The following is a 22,443-nucleotide window of genomic DNA, read 5'->3' as shown; positions in this document are numbered from 1 at the left end:
TGGCAGTGCAACATGAAATCCTTTACATTCACAATAAAACGCAGCCTCGAGGTTTGAAAATGAGCAACAAAGGGCAACTTCTACAAGACCCGTTCCTGAACACCCTGCGCAGGGAGCATGTCCCCGTGGCGATCTACCTGGTCAACGGCATCAAGCTGCAGGGCCAGATCGAATCCTTCGACCAGTACGTCGTGCTGCTGAAGAACACCGTCACGCAGATGGTGTACAAGCACGCGATCTCGACCGTCGTGCCCGCGCGTCCGGTCAACATCCAGCAGCAGGACTCGGGTGACGGCAATAGCTGATTCCCGCCGGCGCCCCATGGACGCCAAGTTCCTCCATGTTTGAGCGCCCCGATGCCGGTGAGCGCGCGGTACTTGTCCAGCTCGACCTGAATCAGGGCGCGCTGGACGAGCGCCTTTCCGAACTCAAGCTGCTCGCACTCAGTGCCGGCGCCAGCGTCGAGGCCGTCGTCGGCGGCCGGCGCGCGCGGCCCGATCCGGCGCTCTTCGCCGGGCGCGGCAAGGTCGACGAGATCGCCGAGACGTTGCGCGCCCACGAAGCCGATTTCGTCATCTTCAACCACGCGCTGTCGCCGGCGCAGCAGCGCAACCTCGAGCGCACGCTGCAGTGTCGCGTCGTCGACCGCACGGCGCTGATCCTCGATATCTTCGCGCAGCGTGCGCGCAGCCACGAGGGCAAGCTGCAGGTCGAACTCGCACAGCTCGACCATCTCTCGACGCGCCTCGTGCGCGGCTGGACCCACCTCGAGCGCCAGAAGGGCGGTATCGGCCTGCGCGGACCGGGCGAGACCCAGCTCGAGACCGACCGCCGCCTGCTTGGCAAGCGCGTCAAGGTGCTCAAGGAGCGCCTCGCCCAGATCGAGAAGCAGCGGCGCGTGCGCCGGCGCGGGCGCGAAGGGCGCAACGTGCTGTCGGTGTCGCTTGTCGGTTACACCAATGCTGGCAAGTCGACGCTGTTCAACTCGCTGACGAAGGCCGGCGCCTATGCTGCCGACCAGCTCTTCGCGACGCTGGACACGACCTCGCGCCGGCTCTACGTGGGCGAGGGCGGCAATGTCGTGCTCTCCGACACCGTGGGCTTCATCCGCGACCTGCCGCACGCGCTCGTCGCGGCATTTCATGCGACGCTCGAGGAAACCGCGAACGCGGACCTGCTGCTGCACGTCGTAGACTCGGCGAGCGAGGATCGCGAGGCCCAGATCGAGGCCGTGAATGGGGTCCTCGCCGAGATCGGCGCGGGCGCCGTGCCGCAGATCATGGTCATGAACAAGATCGACCTGACCCGCGCCGAGCCCGGGGTTCAGCGGGACGAGTATGGTAAGATCGTGCGCGTTTTTCTGAGCGCCAGGACTGGCGAAGGGCTGGGGCTGCTACGCGAAGCCCTTGCCGAGGCGGCGCATAGCGCAGTAACGGACGCACCGGGCGATCCCGTCGGGATAGCGCCGGATTTCACCGATAAAGACCCAATTCAAACGTGATTACAGGCGTTCTAATGTCTCTCAACGATCCACGCTGGGGTAGCAACCAGGGGAATGGCGACGACAAGCGCGGCGACGACAGGAAGGGGGGCAATCAGGGCCCGCCCGACCTCGAGGACCTGTGGCGCGACTTCAACCAGCGGCTGTCGGGCATGCTCGGCGGCAAGCGCGGGCCGCGTGGCGGTGGTGGCGACGGCGGCGGGCCGCAGTTCCCGCAGCTCTCGTTCAAGCAGTTCGGCGGCGGCATTGGCGCGTTGCTTGGCCTCATCGCCGTGATCTGGCTGGCGAGCGGCTTCTACATCGTCGATGCGAACCAGCGCGGTGTCGTCCTGCGCTTCGGCAAGTACGTCGAGACCACCGAGCCGGGCCTGCGCTGGCGCCTGCCGTATCCGATCGAGAGCAGCGACGTCGTCGACCTGACCGGCGTGCGCACCGTCGAAGTCGGCTATCGCGGCTCCGAGCGCAACAAGGTGCTGCGCGAAGCGCTGATGCTCACCGACGACGAGAACATCATCAACATCCAGTTCGCGGTGCAGTACGTGCTGACGAGCCCGGAGAAGTACCTGTTCAACAACCGCTATGCGGACGAGTCGGTGATGCATGCAGCCGAATCCGCGATGCGCGAGATCGTCGGCATGAACAAGATGGACTTCGTGCTCTACGAAGGGCGCGAGCAGATGGCGTCGAGTGCGCACGAAGGGATCCAGAAGATCCTCGACCGCTACGACACGGGTATCCAGATCAGCCGCGTGACGATGCAGAACGCCCAGCCGCCCGAGCAGGTGCAGGCCGCGTTCGACGATGCGGTGAAGGCGGGGCAGGACCGGGAACGCCTGCGCAACGAGGGTGAAGCCTACGCCAACGACGTCATTCCGCGTGCGCGCGGCACGGCCTCGCGACTCATCGAGGAGGCCAATGCATACCAGTCCCGCGTGATCGCGAACGCAGAAGGCGACGCGAGCCGCTTCACTCAGATCCTGACCGAGTACCGTCGTGCGCCAGAAGTGACGCGCGAGCGCCTGTATATCGACACGATGCAGCAGGTCATGTCGAAAACCAGCAAGGTCATGGTCGATACCAAGGGCAACGGCAACCTCCTGTTCATGCCGCTCGACAAGTTGATGCAAGCCGCGGGCTCCCAGGGCTCGCACGACGCGACTCCCGCGCCGGCGGTCGGCGCCGCCGCGCCCGCGCCCGCGCCGCGGGCCGATAGTTCGATGGAATCTCGCAGCCGCGACCTGATGGCCCGCGACCGTGAACGGGGAGAGCGCTGATGCGTGACAAGTTGCCGATTTTCGCCGGCGCGCTGCTGCTGCTCGCCGCCGTCGCGTCGATGACGCTGTTTACCGTGGACCAGCGGCAGTTCGCCGTCGTGTTCCAGCTCGGTGAGGTCAAGGAAGTCATCGACAAGCCGGGGCTGAACTTCAAGTGGCCCATGATCCAGAACGTGCGCTACTTCGACCGCCGCATCCTGACGATGGATACGCCGGAGCCCGAGCGCTTCATCACCGCAGAGAAGAAGAACGTGCTGGTCGACCACTTCGTCAAGTGGCGCATCGTCGATCCGCAGCTCTACTACGTCTCGGTCGCCGGTGACGAGGCGCGCGCGCGCACCCGTCTGCTGCAGACCGTCAATGCCGGGCTGCGCGAGGAGTTCGGTCGCCGCACCGTGCATGACGTGGTGTCCGGTGCGCGCGACAAGATCATGGAAGACATGCGCACCCGTGCCGACCTCGATGCGCGCAAGATCGGCGTGCAGATCCTTGACGTGCGCCTGAAGCGTGTCGACCTGCCGCTCGAAGTGTCGGAGTCCGTGTATCGCCGCATGGAGGCGGAGCGCAAACGCGTCGCCAACGAGCTGCGTTCCGAGGGTGGTGCGATCGCCGAGAAGATCCGCGCCGACGCCGATCGCCAGCGGGAGGTCATTGTCGCGGAAGCCTACCGCGAGGCGCAGCAGATCAAGGGTGTCGGCGACGCCAAGGCCACCGCGACCTACGCGCAGGCCTACGGTCAGAGCCCCGAGTTCTATTCCTTCTACCGCAGCCTGGAGGCGTACCGCGAAAGCTTCGCCAACAAGAGCGACGTGATGGTCGTCGATCCGAGCTCCGAGTTCTTCAGGTTCATGAAGGATTCCGGCGGGGGCAAGAAGAACTGAGCTCATGAGCAACAAGCTGCTGATGGCCTTCGCACTGATGCTGGTGATCGAAGGCATCCTGCCCTTTCTCGCGCCAGCCGCCTGGCGCGAAACTTTTTTGCGGCTCGCACAGATGGCTGACGGTCAGATCCGCTTCATCGGACTGACCTCGATGCTGATCGGTGTCGCGCTGCTCGTCGTGTTCTCGTAAATATCATGCGCTGGGTACTTCCCGATCACATCCAGGACGCGCTGCCGTCCGAGGCCGAAAAGCTCGAGCGCCTGCGTCGGCGCCTGCTCGACGCCTTCCGCAGCCATGGCTACCAGCTGGTCGTGCCGCCGCTGCTCGAATATCTCGAGTCGCTGACGACCGGGGCCGGCCAGGATCTCCAGCTGCGCACCTTCAAGCTGGCCGACCAGCTGTCGGGCCGGACGATGGGCGTGCGTGCCGACATGACGCCGCAGGTCGCCCGCATCGACGCCCATCTGCTTAACCGCAAGGGGGTGTCGCGGCTGTGCTACTGCGGCAGCGTGCTGCACGCGCTGCCGTCGACGCTCACCGCCACGCGCGAGCCGCTGCAACTGGGTGCCGAGCTCTACGGTCATGCCGGCATTGATGCCGACATCGAGATCGTGCGTCTGCTCTCCGAGGTGATGCGCCTCGCCGAAGTGCCGGCCAGCCGGATCGACCTGGGCCATGTCGGCCTGTTCCGCGTGCTCGCCGCGCGGGCCGGGATGATGCCGGAGCGTGAGGAAGAACTCTTCGACCTGCTGCAGGCGAAGGACGTGCCGGGCCTGCGCGAGCTGCTGGCCGACGTTGCCGAGCCGGCGCGCACGGCATTGCTGGCCCTGCCGACCCTGTATGGCGGTGCGGACGTGCTGGACGAGGCGCGCCGCTGCCTGCCCGACGAACCCGAAATTCGCGCCGCGCTCGACGATCTGAGCACGCTCGCGGCCGCGCTTGCCGACCTGCCGATCAGTTTCGATCTTGCCGATCTGCGCGGCTACCACTATCACAACGGAGTGGTGTTCGCGGCCTACGGCAGCGGTTCGCCCGCTGCACTCGCGCTCGGCGGGCGCTACGACCGCATCGGTCAGGCATTCGGCCGTGGCAGGCCGGCGACGGGATTCAGCCTCGACCTGCGCGAGCTGGCCCTGCACCTGCCCGACGCGGCGGAGCCGGGCGCCATCCTGGCGCCGGCCGTCGCGGACGAGGCGCTGCAGGAAACGGTGGCACAACTGCGCGCGCAGGGCGAGGTCGTGATGACGGCCCTGCCGGGACATGATGGAAGCTGGAAGGAGGCCGGTTGCGACCGGCAACTGATCGGGCGTGACGGCCGCTGGACGGTCGAGGCGCTTCAGGGAGAATGAAGTAAATGTCAAAGAACGTAGTGGTTGTCGGCACCCAGTGGGGCGACGAGGGCAAGGGCAAGATCGTTGACTGGCTCACCGATCATGCCAAGGGCGTGGTGCGCTTCCAGGGGGGGCACAACGCCGGCCATACGCTGGTGATCGGCGCCAACGAATACAAGCTGAACCTCGTGCCCTCGGGCATCGTGCGCGAAGGCGTGGCCTGCTACATCGGTAACGGCGTGGTGCTCGACGCGCATCACCTGCTGTCCGAGATCCGCGTGCTCGAAGCCGGCGGCATCAAGGTGCGCGAGCGCCTGCGCATCAGCCCGGGCTGCCCGCTGATCCTCGGCTATCACGCCGCGCTCGATCGTGCGCGCGAGAACGCGAAGAGCGCTTCCGACAAGATCGGCACGACCGGCAAGGGCATCGGCCCGACCTACGAGGACAAGGTCGCCCGCCGCGCGCTGCGCGTGTATGACCTGTTCGATCGCGAGCGTTTCGCCGAGAAGCTGCGCGCGAACCTCGAGTACCACAACTTCGTGCTGACGCAGTACCTGGGCGCCGATGCGGTCGATTTCCAGACCGTGTTCGACCAGGCGATGGCCGACGCCGAGGAAATCCGTCCGATGGTCGCCGATGTCTCGGCCGAGCTGTACGCGGTGAACAAGGCCGGCGGCAACCTGCTGTTCGAAGGTGCGCAGGGCACGCTGCTCGACATCGACCACGGCACGTACCCGTTCGTGACCTCGAGCAACTGCGTCGCGGGCCAGGCTGCGGCCGGATCGGGGGTTGGTCCGGGGCGTCTGCACTACGTGCTGGGCATTACCAAGGCCTACTGCACCCGCGTCGGCGGTGGTCCCTTCCCGACCGAGCTCGACATCGAGACGGCCGGCGTGCCGGGTCACCAGATGTCGACCAAGGGGCGCGAGTTCGGCACCGTGACGGGGCGCAAGCGCCGCTGCGGCTGGCTCGACCTCGCCGCGCTGAAGCGCTCGATCATCATCAACGGCGTCACGGGCCTGTGCATCACGAAGCTCGACGTGCTCGACGGGCTGCCCGAGCTGAAGCTGTGCACGGGCTACATGCTCGACGGCCAGCGTATCGACCTCCTGCCCATGGGCTCCGAGGAAGTGACGCGCTGCGAGCCGATCTTCGAGACGATGTCGGGCTGGAGCGGCACGACCTTCGGCGCGCAGAGCTGGGATGCGCTACCGCAGGAGGCGCGCGCCTACCTGCACCGCATCGAGGAAATCATCGAGATCCCGATCGACGTGATCTCGACCGGTCCGGAGCGCGACGAGACCATCCTGCGTCGCCATCCGTTCGGGGCCTGAGCAGGCTTGAGCGGTACGGAAACGCTGAACGACCAGGGGCCGGCTCCGTCCGGCGCCGCGCACCGGCCGATTGCGGCGGGTGCGTTGTCGGGCAGCGTCGCCGTTCGCGGGGCGGGGCACGGCATTTGCGGCCGGTTCGAACGGGCCGCACAAAAAGCAAAAGCCGGTCTTTCGACCGGCTTTTGCTTGGATCTGGTGCCCAGAAGAGGACTCGAACCTCCACGCCTTGCAGCGCTAGTACCTGAAACTAGTGCGTCTACCAATTCCGCCATCTGGGCAAGAGCGTGCATTATAGCGACAACTTTGCGAGAGGCCAAGCGCAATAGCGACGCCTCGCGGCCTTTGGAGCAAGCCCGCAGCGGGGACGAGAAGTCCGGAAAGCGGGCAACAAAAAAGCCGACACTAGGTCGGCTTTCCTGTAGAACTGGTGCCCAGAAGAGGACTCGAACCTCCACGCCTCGCAGCGCTAGTACCTGAAACTAGTGCGTCTACCAATTCCGCCATCTGGGCAAGAGTCGCGCATTATAAGCGCCAAAATTTGAATGTCAACGAGCAAAACAATGAAAAAAGAAAAAGGGAAAACGACCACGGCGGCAACTTCTGCCAGCGCCCGCAAACCCAGCGCCATCCGCCGTGCCGATCCGTTCTACGAGCGCGAGTCGGCCAGCTACGAGCATCCCCTGCCGAGTCGCGAGTATGTCGAACAGACGCTCGCCGAGCAGGGCGTGCCGATGACTTTCCAGGAGCTGTGTGCCGCGCTCGACGTGGGTGGCGACGAAGCGGGACTCTTCGAGCGGCGCCTGCGGGCGATGCAGCGCGACGGCGAACTGTTGCGCAACCGCCGTGACGCCTACCTGCTGCCGAACAAGGCGGACCTGATCCGCGGACGCGTGTCGGGGCATGCCGACGGATTCGGCTTCCTGATCCGTGACGACGGTCAGCCCGACGTGTTCCTCGGACCGAAGGAGATGCGCGAGGTGCTGCACGGCGACCGCGTGATCGTCCGCATCACGGGCCTCGACCGCCGCGGCCGTCCCGAAGGCAAGGTCGTGGAGGTCCTGGAGCGCGCGAACGCGCGCGTCGTCGGCCGCGTCTTGAACGAGCATGGGGTCCAGGTGGTGGTGCCGGAAAACCGGCGCATCGCGCAGGACATCCTGGTGGCGCCGGGGGGCAAGAAGGCCCAGCCGGGCCAGGTGGTCACCGTCGAGCTGATCGCACAGCCGACCAAGGTCGCACAACCGATCGGACGCGTGATCGAGGTGCTCGGCAACTATGCGGATCCGGGCATGGAGATCGAGATTGCGCTGCGCAAGCACGAGTTGCCGTTCGAGTTCTCGTCCGAGGCGAAGGCCGCAACGCGCAAGTTGCCCGCCACCGTGCGCAGGAAGGACTGGGCGGGGCGCGAGGACATCACGAAGCTGCCGCTCGTGACGATAGACGGCGAAACGGCGAAGGACTTCGACGACGCGGTGTATTGCGAGCGTCAGGGGCGCGGCTACCGTCTGATCGTCGCGATCGCGGACGTCTCCCATTACGTGCAGCCGGGCAGCGCGCTCGACGACGAGGCGCAGGAACGCGGCAACTCGGTGTATTTCCCGCGCCGAGTGATCCCGATGCTGCCCGAGAAGCTCAGCAATGGCTTGTGTTCGCTCAATCCGCAGGTCGAGCGCCTGTGCATGGTGTGCGACATGAGCATCGGTCCGACGGGGGACATCAAGGCGTATCGCTTCTACCCGGCGGTGATGTTCTCGCACGCGCGCCTGACCTACACGCAGGTGGCGGCGGCGCTGTACGACAAGGACGCGGCGGCGCGCGATGTGGTGGGTGGGTTGCTGCCCCATCTCGAGAACCTCGACAAGCTCTTCCGCGTGCTGCTGAAGGCGCGCGCGAAGCGCGGCGCGATCGACTTCGAGACGACCGAGACGCGCATGATCTTCGACGCCGAGGGCAAGATCGAGCGCATCGTCGCCGAGGTGCGCAACGATGCGCACCGCCTGATCGAGGAATGCATGCTCGCGGCCAACGTGTGCGCGTCGGAGTTCCTGCAGGAGCGCGAGCATCCGGCGCTGTATCGCGTGCATGAAGGTCCGACGCCGGGCAAGCTCGAGAAGCTGCGCGGCTTCCTCGCCGAGTTCGGCCTGAGCGTGAGCGGCGGCGACGAGCCGAAGGCCGGCGACTACGCGAAGCTGCTGGAGACCGTGAAGGACCGCCCGGACGCACAGCTGCTGCAGACGGTGATGCTGCGTTCGCTGCGCCAGGCGGTGTATAGCCCGGACAATGTGGGCCACTTCGGCCTGGCGTACGAGGCGTATACCCACTTCACGTCGCCGATCCGGCGTTATCCCGACCTGCTGGTGCATCGCTCGATCAAGGCGGCGCTCGAAAACCGTACCTACGAGGCCGGCGACTGGGACGAGATCGGCCTGCACTGCTCGTCGACCGAGCGGCGCGCGGACGAGGCGACGCGCGATGTCGTCGCGTGGCTGAAGTGCTACTACATGCAGGACAAGGTCGGCGCCGAATTCACCGGCAGCGTGTCGGCGGTGGTACCCTTCGGCCTCTTCGTCGCCCTCGACGACATCTTCATCGAGGGGCTGGTCCATATTTCGGACCTCGGCAGCGACTACTTCCACTTCGACGAGACGCGCCACGAACTCGCCGGTGAGCGCACGGGTGCGCGTTTCCGCTTGTCGGACCGCGTGCGGGTGCAGGTCGTGCGGGTCGATCTGGAAACGACCAAGATCGACTTCCGCCTGATCGAAGGCGCGCCGCGCGCGACCGAACGGGCCGGGAAGACGGCGAAGGACAAGGCCGCTGCAGCGAAGTCTGTGCCGGAGGCCGCGGTCGCGAGCTCCGCTCCGGTGGCGGCAGCGCCGAAGGCGAAAGGCGGCCGGAAGACGACGGCCGCGCCCGCTGTGGCGCCCGCAGTGTCCGCAGTGCCGGTGAAGAAGGCACGGACGACGCGCGGGGCCGTTGTCGTCGCGGCCCGTGAGGAAGCGCCCGCAGCGCCGGGCAAGGGTCCCGCGCGGGGCAGGGCGAAGGCGGAGGTGGTCGCGCAGAAGCCGACCAAGCTTGCCGACGCGCCGAAGAAGGCGGCGAAGGCAGCGCAGCGCCCCGAGCCGGCGGCACCCGTCAAGGCTGCGGGCGCGAGGAAGGCAGCCGCGGAAACGACGGCCCGCAAACCTGCCAAGGCCGCCGCGGTGACGAAGACGAGCAAGGCGCCGACGACGGAGAAGGCTGCTCCGAAGGCGGAGAAGACTCCCAAGGCGGAGAAGGCTCCTGAGGCGGAGAAGGCTCCTAAGGCGGAGAAGGCTCCTAAGGCGGAGAAGGCTCCTAAGGCGGAGAAGGCGGCCGCCCCGAAAACTGAAACTGCAGCATCTACGAGGAAAGTGAAACGCCGTGGCTAACAAACCCACAAACCGTTCCCGCCCGCAGCAGGCGGATCATGCCGAGGCGCCCGCAGCAGGGCGCGCGGAGTCGCGCCTGATCTACGGCTTCCATGCCGTGCTGGGCAAGCTGCGTCGCGACCCGGAGGCGGTGTTCGAACTGTATCTGTCGTCCGCCCGCACCGACGCACGCTCGAAGGATGTGCAGCAGCTGGCGGAGGCGCAGAAGGTGCGCATCATCCAGGCCGAGGCGGACCGGCTCGACGGCATGGTCGGCACGCGCCGGCACCAGGGCGTGATCGCGCGCGTCGATGCGCGCAGCCGCGACATCAAGCTCGCCGACGTGCTCGACGTGCTGGAAGAGAATGCACTGATCCTGGTGCTCGACGGCGTGCAGGATCCGCACAACCTCGGCGCCTGCCTGCGTGTGGCGGATGCGGCGGGGGCGCACGCGGTGGTGGCGCCGAAGGATCGTGCCGTAGGGCTCAACGCGACTGCGGTGAAGGTCGCGAGCGGCGCGGCCGATTCGGTGCCCTACATCACGGTGACCAACCTTGCGCGCGCGCTGCGCGAGATGCAGGAGGCCGGCGTGTGGGTCGTCGGCGCGGCGGGCGAGGCGGAGAAGTCGCTGTACGAGATCGACCAAAAGGGGCCGGTCGCGTGGGTGATGGGCGCCGAAGGAGAGGGGCTGCGCCGGCTGACGCGCGAGACCTGCGACGAACTGGCGAAGATCCCGATGCTTGGCACCGTCGAGAGCCTCAACGTGTCGGTCGCGAGCGGAATCTGCCTGTTCGAGGCACGGCGCCAGCGCGGCGGCTGAACGACCCGGGCGGAGCGGACGCCGCCGTGGAGGAACGCGCCGCCGACTGTCCCCTGGGATCGGCCGGGTTTCCGGTAAGCTATTCTTAACCCGGCAGGCAATTGCGTGATGTCAGGATGAGAGCGGCACGGTCGCTCCCTCCGCTTCAAGGGGAGGGGGATGGGTTGAACAGGCGCCGCAGAAACCCATCCCCCTCTTATCCGCCCCCTTTGAAGGCGAAGGAGCAAGGTGCCTCAGCACACTTCATGTAATTGCTTGCCGCCGTAATAAATTATTCTTCTTCCTGTTCGTGGCGGCTCGAATCTTGCGTGGATTTCAACATGCTTCGCGTACTCGTCATCGATGAATCTCGTGCCCGGGCGGCCGAAATCTGCGCCGGGCTGGCGCTCGCCGGCCATCAGGTGGCCGCTGTCCTGGCATCCTCTTCGGACCTGAGCGCGCAGATCGAGTCGATCCGCCCGGACGTGATCCTGATCGAGACCGATTCGCCTTCGCGCGACACGCTGGAGAACCTCGCGGTGATGAACGCGGCGATGCCGCGTCCGGTGATCATCTTCGCGCAGGAGGGCGACGAGGAGACGATCCGCGCCGCGGTCAAGGCGGGCGTTTCGACGTATGTGGTCGACGGGCTGGATCCCGGGCGCCTGAGACCAGTGATCGACGTGGCCGTGGCCAGTTTCGAGGAGCATCAGGCCTTGCGCAGCGAGCTCGCCGCGGCGACGAAGAAGCTCTCCGAGCGCAAACTGATCGACCGCGCAAAGGGCTTGCTGATGAAGTCGCGCGGCATGGACGAGGCCGAAGCCTATGCGGCGTTGCGCAAGCTGGCGATGGAGCGCGCTAAGCCGATGGCCGCAGTCGCGCAGGATCTCATCGACATGGCGAAATACCTCCTGTAGAAGGCGCGGCGATCTCGGGCCGTGCGCCTCAGACCTGGAAGCGTCTGACCTCGCCCAGCAGGTTCGCGGACAAGGATTCGAGCTGGCGCGCGGCGACCGAAGCCTGTTCGCTGGCGCCCTTGTTGTCCTCGGCCATCCGCGCAATGCGCTCGATGTGGTTTGAGATCTCGAGACTGCTGCGCTGCTGCTGCGAGAGCGTGTCGGCGATCTGGTCGACGCCGCGATCGGTTTCATCCACGGAGCGGTTCGCCCGCTCCAGCACGCCCGAGACGTTGCCGAGATACTGCTGACACGAGTGGAGGGCATCGGCGCCGCCGAGGATGGAGCGTTGCACCTCCGAGGACTGCGCACTCAGGGTGTGGGTCACGGATTCGATCTGGTCTGCCGTGGCGCTCGACTTTTCCGCCAGCTTGCGCACCTCGTCGGCAACCACCGCGAAGCCGCGCCCTTGCTCGCCGGCCCGCGCGGCTTCGATTGCGGCATTGAGCGCGAGCAGATTGGTCTGGTCGGAGATTTCCTTGACGACCTGGGTCATGTGTTTGATCGACTGCGCGCTCTGCACGAATTCATCGATCGTGCCGCGCATCGAATCCACCGCCTCGCCGACGACCGTCATCTCGCGCAGCAGCTCGGACACGCTGGCCGTGCCCTGCCGGGTGTGTTCGAGGCTCGCGCTGGAGATGTCGCGCAGACAGTCCGTGCTGTCGTGAATTTGCGCGACGCTGGCGGTGAGCTGCTCGATCGTCGCCGCCGTCTGCATCGCAGCGTCGCTCTGCTTGACCGAGCTGTGGGCGACGGCGCCGGCGGTCGACGTGAGGTGGCCGGCCGCGGACGAGACCTCGTTGGCGTGTCCGTGCACGGTCGTCAGCGTCTGCTGCAGGGAGGCGATGAATTCGTTGAAGGCGCGCGCGCTGCGCCCGATCTCGTCATTGCCGAGTACCTCCACGCGGCGTGTGAGGTCGCCCCCGCGCAGGTGGTTCGCCGCCGTTTCGATCGCGCCGATGGCCCGCCGCATGGTGCCGGTCATCAGCCAGGTCAGCAGCGTCGCGATGGTTGCCGCGAGCACCAGTGCAATGACGAAGATGCGCTGGCTGCGTGCGAAGTTGTCGGCAGTGGCGTCGTACTGACGCCGGGCGGCCGCCTCTTCGAGATCGATCAGCTGCGAAAGGTCGGCGTTCGCGCGGTCGAAAACCTTGCTTGCGCCGTCCATGTAGATGGCCGAGAAGGCGGCATCGGTCTCGGCCATGTCGAGCGCGTTCTTCGCCGCCTTGGCGTAGTCGGACACGGCGGCCTCCACCGACCCGAGCTTGTCGCGCTCGTCCGCCCCGAGGTGCTCGCGCGCGGAGAGGGCGCGGCCCTCTGCGACGAGCTCGTCGAGACGCGTGCTGAGCTGCCGGACCTGCTGTGTCAGCTCGGCACCGCCGTCCTTGTGGTTGGCCCACGCGATCACGCGGTAAATCCTGCCGTGTGCCGTCGCGAGTTCCTTGCCCAAGGCGGCGACCGCCTCGTAGGTCGCGAATCGCTCCGTCACGAGGCTTGCCATCGCGAGTTTCTGGTCGCGCAGCGCTGCATAGCCGGTCACGAACACGACGATCATGAAGGCGATGGTGACCAGTGGAGCGAGGGCGGTTTTTGCGGTGATCGGAAGGTCAAGGACAAGGCGCGTCATGGCGTGTGCTCGGAAGGCGGAAGCTAGGGGGGCTCCCGGGCGGCATCGCGCCCGGTTGCGTCCGCGGCGTGCGCGATCAGTTCTTGTAGATGCCGCAGCCGATCACGGCGTCCATGCCGGGCACCCGGGTCACGAAGGTCGTCTTGTTCTCGATCTTCTTCGACTCGGGGTTGGACCACTGGTAGTCCACCCAGCCGCTGCCCTTGGTCTTTACGAGTTCGACGAACTCCCGCACGACGAACTTGCCGTCGGGGGACTTGATGTCCCATAGATTCTTGCCGTTCATCTTCGGATTGGAGCCGAGGACGAGGTTGGTGCCCTGGTAGTCGTAGGCAAGGATGTACAGCTCGCCCTTGACCCAGCTTCCCGCCGGGTCGTTGAACTCCTTGAATGCCTGCTCGATGCCGACCTGCTTGACGTGCGCGACGGCCTTGTCCACCAGCGTCTTGGCCTCGTCGGCGCTGACGGCGGCCTGGCCGGGCGAGGCGAAGGTGAGACTCAGTGCGGCGAGGACGAGCAGTTTTTTCAGAAAATGCATGGTTGAGCTCCCGATTGTGCGGATGGATAGATTAACACGGGATGTGACATGATCATTTAACGATGCTATCTGCAATAAGTGGATTCCCGCATGTGTTGGCGGCACCGCCGCGCAGGTTTGGTGCAGGCGAGGCGCGTTGTGCACTGCAATAGTGCGGCCGGATGGGCTCTGCGCTATGTCTCTGACATCGATGCGAGCCGGAAGGCGGCTTGCGTGAAGCTTGTTGGCGAAGATTGCGTCAGCTGGCACGTCGGCTGCTAGGGAGACAACGAGTCGAATCAACGGCGGTTCGACAGCAGATTGACCGGTTCCAAAGCAGGGACTGGTGCAAGCTACGGACAACGGCGTCCATCCCTGCGGAACGTGTTTCGCGGGCGGTGTGCGCCGTTTTTGTTTTTCTGGCCTGCAGGGAGATGAAGATGAGCGGATTGGACGACAACGGGATGATGCGTCGGGAATTCATGCGGCGCACGGTGGCGCTTTCGGGAGCGGCGATGATGGGATCGGCTGGGCTGGGCGTGAGCGGCGGCGTGTGGGCGGCTGGTTCGGACGCTCCGGAGAAGAAGGAAATCCGCGTCGGCTTCATTCCGCTGACGGATTGCTCGTCGGTGGTGATGGCCGCGGTGCAGAAGTTCGACGAGAAGTACGGCATCAAGATCATCCCGAGCAAGGAGGCGAGCTGGGCCGCGGTGCGCGACAAGCTGGTGTCGGGCGAGCTCGACGCGGCGCACGTGCTGTACGGCCTGGTGTATGGCGTGCATCTGGGCATCGGCGGGCCGAAGAAGGACATGGCGGTGCTGATGAACCTGAACCACAACGGTCAGGCGATCACGCTCGCGAACAAGCTCAGGGAACAGGGCGTCACCGACGGTGCCGGACTGAAGAAGCTGATCACCACGAAGCCGGGCGAGTACACGTTCGCGCAGACCTTCCCGACCGGCACCCACGCGATGTGGCTGTACTACTGGCTGGCCGCGCACGACATCAACCCGATGAAGGACGTGAAGGTCATCACCGTGCCGCCGCCGCAGATGGTCGCGAACATGCGCGTGGGCAACATGGACGGTTTCTGCGTCGGCGAGCCGTGGAACAACCGCGCGATCATGGACAAGATCGGCTTCACCGCGGTAACGACGCAGGACATCTGGACCGATCACCCGGAGAAGGTGCTCGGCACGACCGCCGACTGGGTCGCCAAGCATCCGAACGCGGCGCGCGCGCTGACTGCGGCGATCCTCGAAGCCGGGCGCTGGATCGACTCGTCGCTGCCCAACCGCCGGGCCACCGCCGAGACGGTGGCGCAGAAGTCCTACATCAACACGGACATGGACGTGATCCTCGAGCGCATGCTCGGCCGCTATTCCAACGGCCTGGGCAAGAGCTGGGACGATCCGAACTACATGAAGTTCTACAACGACGGCGCGGTGAACTTCCCCTACCTGTCGGACGGCATGTGGTTCCTGACGCAGCACCGCCGCTGGGGGCTGCTCGACCGCGACGTCGATTACCTCGCTGTGGCGAAGCAGATCAACCGCATCGACATCTACAAGCAGGCGGCGACGGCGGCGAACGTGCCGCTGCCGAAGAGCGACATGCGCAGCCACAAGCTGATCGATGGCGTGGTGTGGGACGGCAAGGACCCGAAGAAGTACGCGGGTTCGTTCAAGGTCAGGGCGTGAGCGGGAGGGGGCGGTGATGACGCTGGCAGTGGTGGCGGACCGGAACGACGCCGGGACCGCGGAAGTCAAGGGGCTGCGCGCGGAGCTCGCGGCGCGCGGCAAGAGCAGGACGGTGAAGGTGGTGGCGGCCGACGCACCCGCGGCGGTGCCGGGCAGGGGGGGCGGCGCGCGCCTGGGCGAGTGGATGCGCGCGCTGATGCAGGCGTCACTGCCGCCGCTGGCGGGGCTCGCGCTGCTGATCGGCTTGTGGCATCTGGCGACGATGAACGGCGGTGGCATCCCGACGCCGGGCAAGACGTGGGACGCGGCGGTGGCGATCTTTGCCGATCCGTTCTACCGCGCCGGACCGAACGACCAGGGCATCGGCTGGAACGTGCTCGCCTCGCTGCAACGCGTCGCCATCGGCTTCGGCATCGCGGCGCTGGTGGGGATCCCGGCGGGCTTCCTGCTGGGGCGCTTCGCGGTGCTGTCGCGCATGATGAACCCGATCATCAGCCTGCTGCGCCCGGTGAGCCCGCTGGCGTGGCTGCCGATCGGCCTGCTGGTGTTCCAGCGCGCCGACCCGGCGGCGACCTGGACGATCTTCATCTGCTCGATCTGGCCGATGATCCTGAACACCGCACAGGGCGTGACGCGCGTGCCGCAGGACTACCTCAACGTCGCGCGGGTGCTGAACCTGTCCGAATGGAAGGTGTTCACGAAGATCCTGTTCCCGGCGGTGCTGCCCTACATGCTGACCGGTATCCGCCTGTCGATCGGCACGGCGTGGCTGGTGATCGTCGCGGCCGAGATGCTGACCGGCGGCGTGGGCATCGGCTTCTGGGTGTGGGACGAGTGGAACAACCTCAAGGTCGAGCACATCATCATCGCGATCTTCGTGATCGGCATCGTCGGCCTGATCCTCGAGCAGGCGCTGATGCTGGTGGCGCGACGCTTCAACTACGAAAGCCGCTGAGCGGCGGAGGAGACCATCATGAAGAAGATCGTACAGATCGAGAACGTCGGCCAGGTCTTCAACACGAAGAACGGCCCCTTCACGGCGTTGCGCGACATCACGCTCGACATCCACGAGGGCGAGAGCATCAGCCTGATCGGGCATTCGGGCTGCGGCAAGTCGACGCTGCTGAACCTGATCGCGGGGCTGACGCGGCCGAGTTCGGGCGTGATGCTGTGCGACGGGCGCGAGATCGCCGGTCCGGGGCCGGAGCGCGCGGTGGTGTTCCAGAACCATTCGCTGCTGCCGTGGCTCACGTGCTACGACAACGTGTATCTCGCAGTCGATCGCGTGTTCGGCGCCAAGGAGGGCAAGGCGAAGTTGAAGCAGCGCACGCAGGACGCGCTGGCGCTGGTCGGGCTGTCGCACGCCGAGACGAAGTTCCCGCACGAGATCTCGGGCGGCATGAAGCAGCGCGTCGGCATCGCCCGCGCGCTGTCGATGGAGCCGCGCATCCTGCTGATGGACGAGCCCTTCGGCGCGCTCGATGCGCTGACGCGCGCGACCCTGCAGGACGAACTGGTGAAGATCCTCGCGGCGACGAAGGCGACGATGGTGATGGTGACGCACGACGTGGATGAGGCGGTGCTGCTTTCCGATCGCGTCGTGATGCTCACCAACGGGCCTGCGGCGATGATCGGCGAGATCCTCGACGTGAAGCTCGAGCGTCCGCGCGACCGGCTGGCGCTCGCGGAGTTGCCGGAGTTCGCGCACTGCCGCGCGGCGGTGCTGGATTTCCTCTACAAGAAGCAGCTGAAGCGCGCGGCCTGAGCGGAGCGGCGACGGGAGGGGCGTACGACCTCCCGCCGTCGCGCGCGTCCGTCGTTGCGTTTGTGTGGCCGTGTCACGACGTACGGGTGACGTGGCAATGATGCGCGGTTATCATCTCCGAAGCCCGGAACCGGAGAAAAACTGCGATGGCGATGCACTTCTACTACAACGGACATACCTACGAGATCGAGACGGCACCGCTGAGCTGGGACGATGCCTCGGCGAACGCGCTGGGGCTCGCATGGAGCGACGAAGGCCGGTTGGAGGGGGCCGGTCTCGGCGGCCCGTTGATCGTTCCGTCCTATCTTTCGCTGATCGGTTCCGCTGCCGAAAACGCCGCAATCCTCAAGAACCTGAAGCCGTCGGTCCCCAATGGGGCGACCGTGGCCACGGACGGTGGAAACGCGAGCTATCTCTGGCTCGGCGCGTCGGACGTGCAAAGCGAAGGCAGCTGGCAGTGGCTGGACGGCACGCTGCTCGGGTCGGGTTACCAGAACTGGGGTTCCGGCAGCCTAGGCGGCGAGCCGGACAACTTTGGCGGGGTGCAGAACTTCCTCGCCATCGCAACGGGCAAGTGGCCTGCGCCGGCCGGCGGCCTCGGATCGCCGGGGCAGTGGAACGACCTGGATGGCGCGAACCTGCTGTGGTCGGTCGTCGAGTGGGATGGCCTGATCGGCACGACCGGCAACGACAAGCTGACCGGCACTGCGGGCGATGACGTCATCGATGGCAATGCCGGCAACGACACCGTCAAGGCGGGCGACGGCGATGACATCATCTACATGGGCACGGGCAACGACAACGTCCAGACCGGCAACGGCTCCAATGCGGTGTTCGCCGAAATCGGCCTGGTGGATGATAACGACGGCAACGATCGCGTTACCGGCGGCAGCGGCGACGATTTCATTGCGTCGGGTACGGGCAGCGACAACGTGCGCGCCGGCGACGGCAACAATGTCGTGATCGGTGGCGAGGGTGACGACATCATCACCACGGGAGCCGGCAACGACACCATCGATCCGGATGGCTACTATGCCGAGGATGGCGCTGGTTCTGCGGGCAACGACACGATCAAGACCGGCGCCGGCGATGACGTCATCTTCTTTGGCGAGGGCGCGGACAAGGTCTGGGGTGGTGCGGGCAGCGACACCTTCGTGTTCGACACGCTATTCACCGCGCCCAGCACCACGGTGTTCAAGCAGGACGGCACGCAGGTCACCAAGGCTACGGTGCATCGCATCAACGATTTCGACGCGACCGTCGACAAGCTGGGCTTCGATGCCGACGAGTTCCTGTCGCTCGCCGGCTTCACCGCGACGAACTTCGTCAAGGGCACTGGGCTGACCGGTGCCAGCGCGAACGAGACGGGTGTGGACGATTTCCTGATCTACGACACCGCGTCGGGCAAGCTCTACTACGATGAAGACGGCAACGGGGATGGATCCGCGGCCGTCCTGCTCGGTGTCGTGACCGGCCGGATGGCCGATCTGGATGCCTCCGATATCGTGATCCTTGCGTAAGCCCTGGTCACGGCGCCCCCCCAGGGCGCCGCGTCGGAATCGCTCGCCGTCTGCGGGCGAACATGACGTCTTGCAGCCGACCGGGGGCGTACGGATTCTCCGCTCCCGGTAGTTGCTGCCGCGTGGGCGCCGCGGCGTCTACCGGGCGCAGCCCCCGATTTTTCGCCTTCCTGGCTGATCGGCGTAGATCGCGCCCTTCCTGATTACATCCTCCCGGCCGGGCATTCGTGCGCGGTGACGATCATTCCCGATTGCCGTCCTGCATCGGCCGTGCTGCCGGCGCGCCCGCGCCTCAGGTGCCGCAATGTTGTGGTGCAGCATCTGGCGGAATGCACCTGAATGGTGCGCTTTCCCGCCTTCTTTGCGCGCGGCGTGCGAACGGTGGCGTGTTAGTTATTGATTTAAAAATAACAACTTACGTAAATGTGTGGGGACTGGCACCCATTTTGCGTTAGGTGAACCGCAAGCCGGGGCAACGAGGCTCCGGTGAAGTGCTTGGTGCAGAGCATGCGGACAACGGCGTCCGTCGTTTATTCGGGATTTCGATCCCGGGAGCGACGCGATGCCGTTTTTTTTCGCCTTACGGAGTGGAGATCGATCATGGCCAAGGTGTTTCTCGTTGGTGCCGGCCCCGGCGCGGCAGACCTGCTGACGCTGCGTGCCGCCCGCGCCATCGCTGAGGCCGATGTGCTGCTGGCCGACGCGCTGGTGACGGACGAAGTGCTCGCGCTGGCGAAGCCGACGGCACGCGTGTTGCGGGTCGGCAAGCGCGCCGGGATGAAGTCGGCGGCGCAGGAGTTCATCCATCGCGCGATGGCGCGCTATGCGCGGCGCGGGCTGACGGTGGCACGTGTGAAGGGCGGTGACCCCTTCGTGTTCGGGCGCGGCGGCGAGGAGATGGATTACCTGCGCGCGCTGGGCATCGAGGTCGAGGTGATCCACGGCCTGACGGCCGGCGTCGCGGTGGCCGGTGCCGCCGGCATCCCGGTGACGCATCGCGCGCACTGCTTCGGCGTGACGATGGTGACCGGCCACACCGAGGACGGCACGGAGCCGGACTGGTCCGCGCTCGCGAAAAGCGGCACAACGCTGGTGATCTACATGGGCCTGGGCGCATTGCCGCACATCGCCGACAGCCTCGCCGCAGGCGGCCTGTCGCGTGCGACGCCCGCCGCGGTGATCGCCCACGGCACGCTGCCGACGCAGCGGCAGGTGGTCGGCACGCTCGCCGACATCGCCGAACGCGCCCGTGCAGCGGCGCTGCCTGCGCCCGCGCTGATCGTCATCGGCGACGTCGCGGCCTACGCCGAAAACCGCTTCGCCATGTCCCCCTCCGAATCCTCCCCCGAATTCGTATCCCGCGCTGCCTGAAGGAGCCCGCCATGAAAAAACAGAAACTCGTGATGATCGGTAACGGCATGGCCGGCTGTCGCACGCTCGAAGAACTGCTCAAGCTCGCCCCGGATCTTTACGAGATCACCGTGTTCGGCGCCGAGCCGCACGGCAACTACAACCGCATCCTGCTCTCGCCGGTGCTCGCCGGCGAGATGACGCTGCCCGAGATCATGCTCAACGATCTCGACTGGTACCGCGACAACGACATCACGCTGCACGCCGGCAAGATGGTGACGAAGATCGACCGCACGAAGCGCAAGGTCATCGCCTCCGACGGCACCGAAGCCGACTACGACCGCCTGCTGATCGCGACCGGCTCGACCCCGTTCATTCCGCCGATCCCGGGCGCGGACCTGCCGGGCGTGCTTGCGTACCGTGACATCGGCGACACCGAGGCGATGATCGAGGCGTCGACGAAGTACAAGCACGCGGTCGTGATCGGCGCCGGCCTGCTCGGCCTGGAAGCGGCGAACGGCCTGATGCTGCGCGGCATGAGCGTCACCGTGGTGCATCTGGCCGACTGGATCATGGAGCGCCAGCTCGACAAGCCGGCGGCCGACATGCTGCAGGCCTCGCTCGAAGCGAAGGGCATGAACTTCCTGCTGTCGAAGCAGACCGAGGGGCTGATCCGCGGCGAGGGTGGGCGTGTATCCGCGGTGCGCTTCAAGGACGGCATGGAGATCCCGGCGGACCTCGTGGTCGTCGCCGCCGGCATCCGCCCGAATTACGCGCTGGCCGAGTCGGCCGGCATCTACTGCGGCACGGGGCGCGTGCGCGGTATCCACGTCTCCGACACGCTGCAGACCGTGACCGACCCGCGCGTGTATGCGGTCGGCGAGTGCGTCGCGCATCGCGGCATCGCCTACGGCCTGGTTGCTCCGCTGTTCGAGCAGGGCAAGGTCGCGGCGAACCACCTCGCGAACTTCGGCATCGGCCGCTACGAGGGCTCGGTGACCTCGACCAAGCTGAAGGTGACCGGCATCGACGTGTTCTCGGCGGGCGACTTCAGCGGCGGCGCGGACACCGAGGACATCGTGCTGCACGACAAGCAGGGCGGGGTCTACAAGCGCATCGTGATCAAGAACAACCGCATCGTCGGCTCGGTGCTCTACGGCGACACGGCCGACGGCAGCTGGTACTTCCAGCTGATGAAGGATCAGCAGGACATCCATTCGATCCGCGATCACCTGATGTTCGGCCAGAACCACCTCGGCGATGCGGGCCACAAGGGCGAGAACAAGGCCGCCGCAATGGCCGACACCGCCGAGGTGTGCGGCTGCAACGGCGTGTGCAAGGGCACGATCGTCAAGGCGATCAAGGAGAAGGGCCTGTTCTCGCTGGACGAGGTCAAGAAGCACACCAAGGCGGCGTCCTCCTGCGGCTCCTGCACCGGGCTCGTCGAGCAGATCCTCGCTTCGACCGTCGGCGGCGCCTACCAAGCCGTCTCGGCGCACGACAAGCCGGTGTGCGGCTGCACCGAGTTGTCGCACGGCGCGGTGCGGAAGGCGATCCGCGACCACAAGCTGCTGACGATCCCCGACACGATGGAAACGCTGTCGTGGAAGACGCCCAACGGCTGCTCGACCTGCCGCCCGGCGCTGAACTACTACCTGATCTCGACCTGGCCGCACGAGGCGAAGGACGATCCGCAGAGCCGCTTCATCAACGAGCGCGCGCACGCCAACATCCAGAAGGACGGCACCTACTCGGTGGTGCCGCAGATGCTGGGCGGCGTGACGACGCCGGCGGAGCTGAAGCGCATCGCCGAAGTCGCCGAGAAATACCACGTGCCGACGGTGAAGGTCACGGGCGGGCAGCGCATCGACCTGCTGGGCATCAAGAAGGAGGACCTTCCCAACGTGTGGAAGGATCTCGGCATGCCTTCGGGCCACGCCTACGGTAAGAGCATCCGCACGGTGAAGACCTGCGTCGGCGCCGAGCACTGCCGCTTCGGCACGCAGCGGTCGATGGCCATGGGCATCGACCTCGAGAAGATGCTGTTCGGCATGTGGAGCCCGCACAAGGTGAAGTTGGCGGTGTCGGGCTGCCCGCGCAATTGCGCCGAGGCCGGCATCAAGGACGTTGGCGTGATCGGGGTCGATTCGGGCTGGGAGCTGTATGTCGCCGGTAACGGCGGTATCAAGACCGAGGTCGCGCAGTTCCTGTGCAAGGTCGAGACGCGCGAGGAGGTCATGGAGTACTCCGGCGCCTTCCTGCAACTCTACCGCGAGGAAGGCTACTACCTCGAGCGCACGGTGCATTACGTCGAACGCGTGGGCCTGGAGTACGTGAAGAAGCACGTGCTCGAAGACGCCGACAAGCGCAAGGCGCTGTTCGAGCGCCTGCTGTTCGCGCTGCAGGACGCGAAGGATCCGTGGGCCGAACGCTACGCCGCCGACGCCGCGCCCGCCGTGCGCCGCGAATTCGAGATGCTGGAGATCTGAACGTGGAGA

18 protein-coding genes and 2 tRNA genes are annotated in these 22,443 nt (G+C 66.1%); 16 read left to right on the top strand and 4 right to left on the bottom strand.

Features of this window, described 5'->3' with window-relative positions; genetic code table 11:
* The first annotated feature begins 59 nt into the window (after positions 1–59).
* From hfq to GPA27_RS08620, 7 genes are read left to right on the top strand one after another with little or no spacing between them, the layout of a single operon-like run.
* The gene (hfq, locus tag GPA27_RS08650; protein ID WP_026295813.1) at positions 60–305 is read left to right on the top strand and encodes an RNA chaperone Hfq; all 246 of its coding nucleotides are present in this window, start codon (positions 60–62) and stop codon (positions 303–305) included.
* 35 nt (positions 306–340) lie between these two features.
* Positions 341–1,501, top strand: a complete 1,161-nt coding sequence (gene hflX, locus GPA27_RS08645) for a ribosome rescue GTPase HflX (RefSeq protein WP_169139529.1) — start codon at positions 341–343, stop codon at positions 1,499–1,501.
* Between the two features lie 14 nt (positions 1,502–1,515).
* Positions 1,516–2,775 (top strand): FtsH protease activity modulator HflK, encoded by a 1,260-nt coding sequence (hflK, locus tag GPA27_RS08640; RefSeq protein ID WP_169139527.1) that lies wholly within the window; start codon positions 1,516–1,518, stop codon positions 2,773–2,775.
* Positions 2,775–3,656 (top strand): protease modulator HflC, encoded by an 882-nt coding sequence (gene hflC, locus GPA27_RS08635; RefSeq protein WP_169139525.1) that lies wholly within the window; start codon positions 2,775–2,777, stop codon positions 3,654–3,656. The genes hflK and hflC overlap by 1 nt, the downstream gene beginning before the upstream one ends.
* Before the next feature lie 4 nt (positions 3,657–3,660).
* A complete protein-coding gene (locus tag GPA27_RS08630; protein WP_169139523.1) occupies positions 3,661–3,846 on the top strand; it encodes a DUF2065 domain-containing protein in 186 nt (61 codons plus the stop codon).
* Between the two features lie 5 nt (positions 3,847–3,851).
* Positions 3,852–5,006 carry an ATP phosphoribosyltransferase regulatory subunit gene (locus tag GPA27_RS08625; RefSeq protein WP_169139521.1) on the top strand — a complete coding sequence of 385 codons (1,155 nt, stop codon included), beginning with the start codon at positions 3,852–3,854 and terminating at the stop codon, positions 5,004–5,006.
* Between the two features lie 5 nt (positions 5,007–5,011).
* Positions 5,012–6,322, top strand: coding sequence for an adenylosuccinate synthase (locus GPA27_RS08620; protein WP_169139519.1), 1,311 nt, complete (start codon positions 5,012–5,014; stop codon positions 6,320–6,322).
* A 193-nt stretch (positions 6,323–6,515) separates the two neighbouring features.
* On the opposite strand, the gene GPA27_RS08615 is transcribed toward GPA27_RS08620, so the two are convergent.
* Positions 6,516–6,600, bottom strand: a tRNA-Leu gene (locus tag GPA27_RS08615).
* Positions 6,601–6,747: 147 nt separating this feature from the next.
* Positions 6,748–6,832 (bottom strand) — tRNA-Leu (locus GPA27_RS08610).
* A gap of 50 nt (positions 6,833–6,882) precedes the next feature.
* On the opposite strand from GPA27_RS08610, the gene rnr reads away from it, so the two are divergent.
* The 3 genes from rnr (at position 6,883) to GPA27_RS08595 (ending at position 11,424) form a co-directional block, all read left to right on the top strand.
* Positions 6,883–9,729 (top strand): ribonuclease R, encoded by a 2,847-nt coding sequence (gene rnr / locus GPA27_RS08605; RefSeq protein ID WP_169139517.1) that lies wholly within the window; start codon positions 6,883–6,885, stop codon positions 9,727–9,729.
* Positions 9,730–9,805: 76 nt separating this feature from the next.
* Positions 9,806–10,528, top strand: a complete 723-nt coding sequence (gene rlmB / locus GPA27_RS08600; RefSeq protein ID WP_169139612.1) for a 23S rRNA (guanosine(2251)-2'-O)-methyltransferase RlmB — start codon at positions 9,806–9,808, stop codon at positions 10,526–10,528.
* Positions 10,529–10,848: 320 nt separating this feature from the next.
* Complete coding sequence (locus GPA27_RS08595) at positions 10,849–11,424, top strand: ANTAR domain-containing response regulator (RefSeq protein WP_169139515.1); 576 nt, start codon at positions 10,849–10,851, stop codon at positions 11,422–11,424.
* A gap of 28 nt (positions 11,425–11,452) precedes the next feature.
* Here the strand turns inward: GPA27_RS08595 and GPA27_RS08590 are convergent, their stop codons facing one another.
* Positions 11,453–13,093: a methyl-accepting chemotaxis protein gene (locus tag GPA27_RS08590; protein ID WP_169139513.1), complete on the bottom strand. Its 1,641-nt coding sequence runs from the start codon at positions 13,091–13,093 to the stop codon at positions 11,453–11,455.
* Between the two features lie 76 nt (positions 13,094–13,169).
* Positions 13,170–13,631: a cache domain-containing protein gene (locus GPA27_RS08585; protein WP_169139511.1), complete on the bottom strand. Its 462-nt coding sequence runs from the start codon at positions 13,629–13,631 to the stop codon at positions 13,170–13,172.
* 494 nt (positions 13,632–14,125) lie between these two features.
* Between GPA27_RS08585 and GPA27_RS08580 the strand changes: the two genes are divergently transcribed.
* The 6 genes from GPA27_RS08580 (at position 14,126) to nirB (ending at position 22,434) form a co-directional block, all read left to right on the top strand.
* Complete coding sequence (locus GPA27_RS08580) at positions 14,126–15,310, top strand: CmpA/NrtA family ABC transporter substrate-binding protein (protein WP_373322744.1); 1,185 nt, start codon at positions 14,126–14,128, stop codon at positions 15,308–15,310.
* Positions 15,311–15,326: 16 nt separating this feature from the next.
* Complete coding sequence (gene ntrB, locus GPA27_RS08575) at positions 15,327–16,265, top strand: nitrate ABC transporter permease (RefSeq protein WP_246261003.1); 939 nt, start codon at positions 15,327–15,329, stop codon at positions 16,263–16,265.
* Between the two features lie 18 nt (positions 16,266–16,283).
* Entirely contained in the window at positions 16,284–17,075 is a 792-nt protein-coding gene (locus tag GPA27_RS08570; RefSeq protein WP_169139507.1) for an ABC transporter ATP-binding protein, read from the top strand.
* A 146-nt stretch (positions 17,076–17,221) separates the two neighbouring features.
* On the top strand, positions 17,222–18,595 hold the full coding sequence (locus GPA27_RS08565; RefSeq protein WP_169139505.1) for a hypothetical protein: 1,374 nt from the start codon (positions 17,222–17,224) through the stop codon (positions 18,593–18,595).
* 600 nt (positions 18,596–19,195) lie between these two features.
* Positions 19,196–19,966, top strand: coding sequence for a uroporphyrinogen-III C-methyltransferase (cobA, locus tag GPA27_RS08560; RefSeq protein ID WP_169139503.1), 771 nt, complete (start codon positions 19,196–19,198; stop codon positions 19,964–19,966).
* 11 nt (positions 19,967–19,977) lie between these two features.
* Positions 19,978–22,434, top strand: a complete 2,457-nt coding sequence (gene nirB / locus GPA27_RS08555) for a nitrite reductase large subunit NirB (protein ID WP_169139501.1) — start codon at positions 19,978–19,980, stop codon at positions 22,432–22,434.
* The last annotated feature ends 9 nt before the right edge of the window (positions 22,435–22,443 follow it).

It is taken from the genome of Aromatoleum toluolicum, from assembly GCF_012911005.2.
Lineage (GTDB): Bacteria > Pseudomonadota > Gammaproteobacteria > Burkholderiales > Rhodocyclaceae > Aromatoleum > Aromatoleum toluolicum.
This window is presented reverse-complemented; position numbering and strand designations above follow the sequence as displayed.

What these genes read in the sequence shown, in the direction of transcription:
- hflX (WP_169139529.1), top strand. Translation starts at nt 341, where the DNA reads ATGTTTGAGCGCCCCGATGCCGGTGAGCGCGCGGTACTTGTCCAGCTC.
- GPA27_RS08585 (WP_169139511.1), bottom strand. Translation starts at nt 13,631, where the DNA reads ATGCATTTTCTGAAAAAACTGCTCGTCCTCGCCGCACTGAGTCTCACC.
- hfq (WP_026295813.1), top strand. Translation starts at nt 60, where the DNA reads ATGAGCAACAAAGGGCAACTTCTACAAGACCCGTTCCTGAACACCCTG.
- hflK (WP_169139527.1), top strand. Translation starts at nt 1,516, where the DNA reads ATGTCTCTCAACGATCCACGCTGGGGTAGCAACCAGGGGAATGGCGAC.
- GPA27_RS08580 (WP_373322744.1), top strand. Translation starts at nt 14,126, where the DNA reads ATGATGGGATCGGCTGGGCTGGGCGTGAGCGGCGGCGTGTGGGCGGCT.
- GPA27_RS08620 (WP_169139519.1), top strand. Translation starts at nt 5,012, where the DNA reads ATGTCAAAGAACGTAGTGGTTGTCGGCACCCAGTGGGGCGACGAGGGC.
- nirB (WP_169139501.1), top strand. Translation starts at nt 19,978, where the DNA reads ATGAAAAAACAGAAACTCGTGATGATCGGTAACGGCATGGCCGGCTGT.
- GPA27_RS08630 (WP_169139523.1), top strand. Translation starts at nt 3,661, where the DNA reads ATGAGCAACAAGCTGCTGATGGCCTTCGCACTGATGCTGGTGATCGAA.
- GPA27_RS08570 (WP_169139507.1), top strand. Translation starts at nt 16,284, where the DNA reads ATGAAGAAGATCGTACAGATCGAGAACGTCGGCCAGGTCTTCAACACG.
- GPA27_RS08595 (WP_169139515.1), top strand. Translation starts at nt 10,849, where the DNA reads ATGCTTCGCGTACTCGTCATCGATGAATCTCGTGCCCGGGCGGCCGAA.
- GPA27_RS08625 (WP_169139521.1), top strand. Translation starts at nt 3,852, where the DNA reads ATGCGCTGGGTACTTCCCGATCACATCCAGGACGCGCTGCCGTCCGAG.
- cobA (WP_169139503.1), top strand. Translation starts at nt 19,196, where the DNA reads ATGGCCAAGGTGTTTCTCGTTGGTGCCGGCCCCGGCGCGGCAGACCTG.
- rnr (WP_169139517.1), top strand. Translation starts at nt 6,883, where the DNA reads ATGAAAAAAGAAAAAGGGAAAACGACCACGGCGGCAACTTCTGCCAGC.
- hflC (WP_169139525.1), top strand. Translation starts at nt 2,775, where the DNA reads ATGCGTGACAAGTTGCCGATTTTCGCCGGCGCGCTGCTGCTGCTCGCC.
- GPA27_RS08590 (WP_169139513.1), bottom strand. Translation starts at nt 13,093, where the DNA reads ATGACGCGCCTTGTCCTTGACCTTCCGATCACCGCAAAAACCGCCCTC.
- GPA27_RS08565 (WP_169139505.1), top strand. Translation starts at nt 17,222, where the DNA reads ATGGCGATGCACTTCTACTACAACGGACATACCTACGAGATCGAGACG.
- ntrB (WP_246261003.1), top strand. Translation starts at nt 15,327, where the DNA reads ATGACGCTGGCAGTGGTGGCGGACCGGAACGACGCCGGGACCGCGGAA.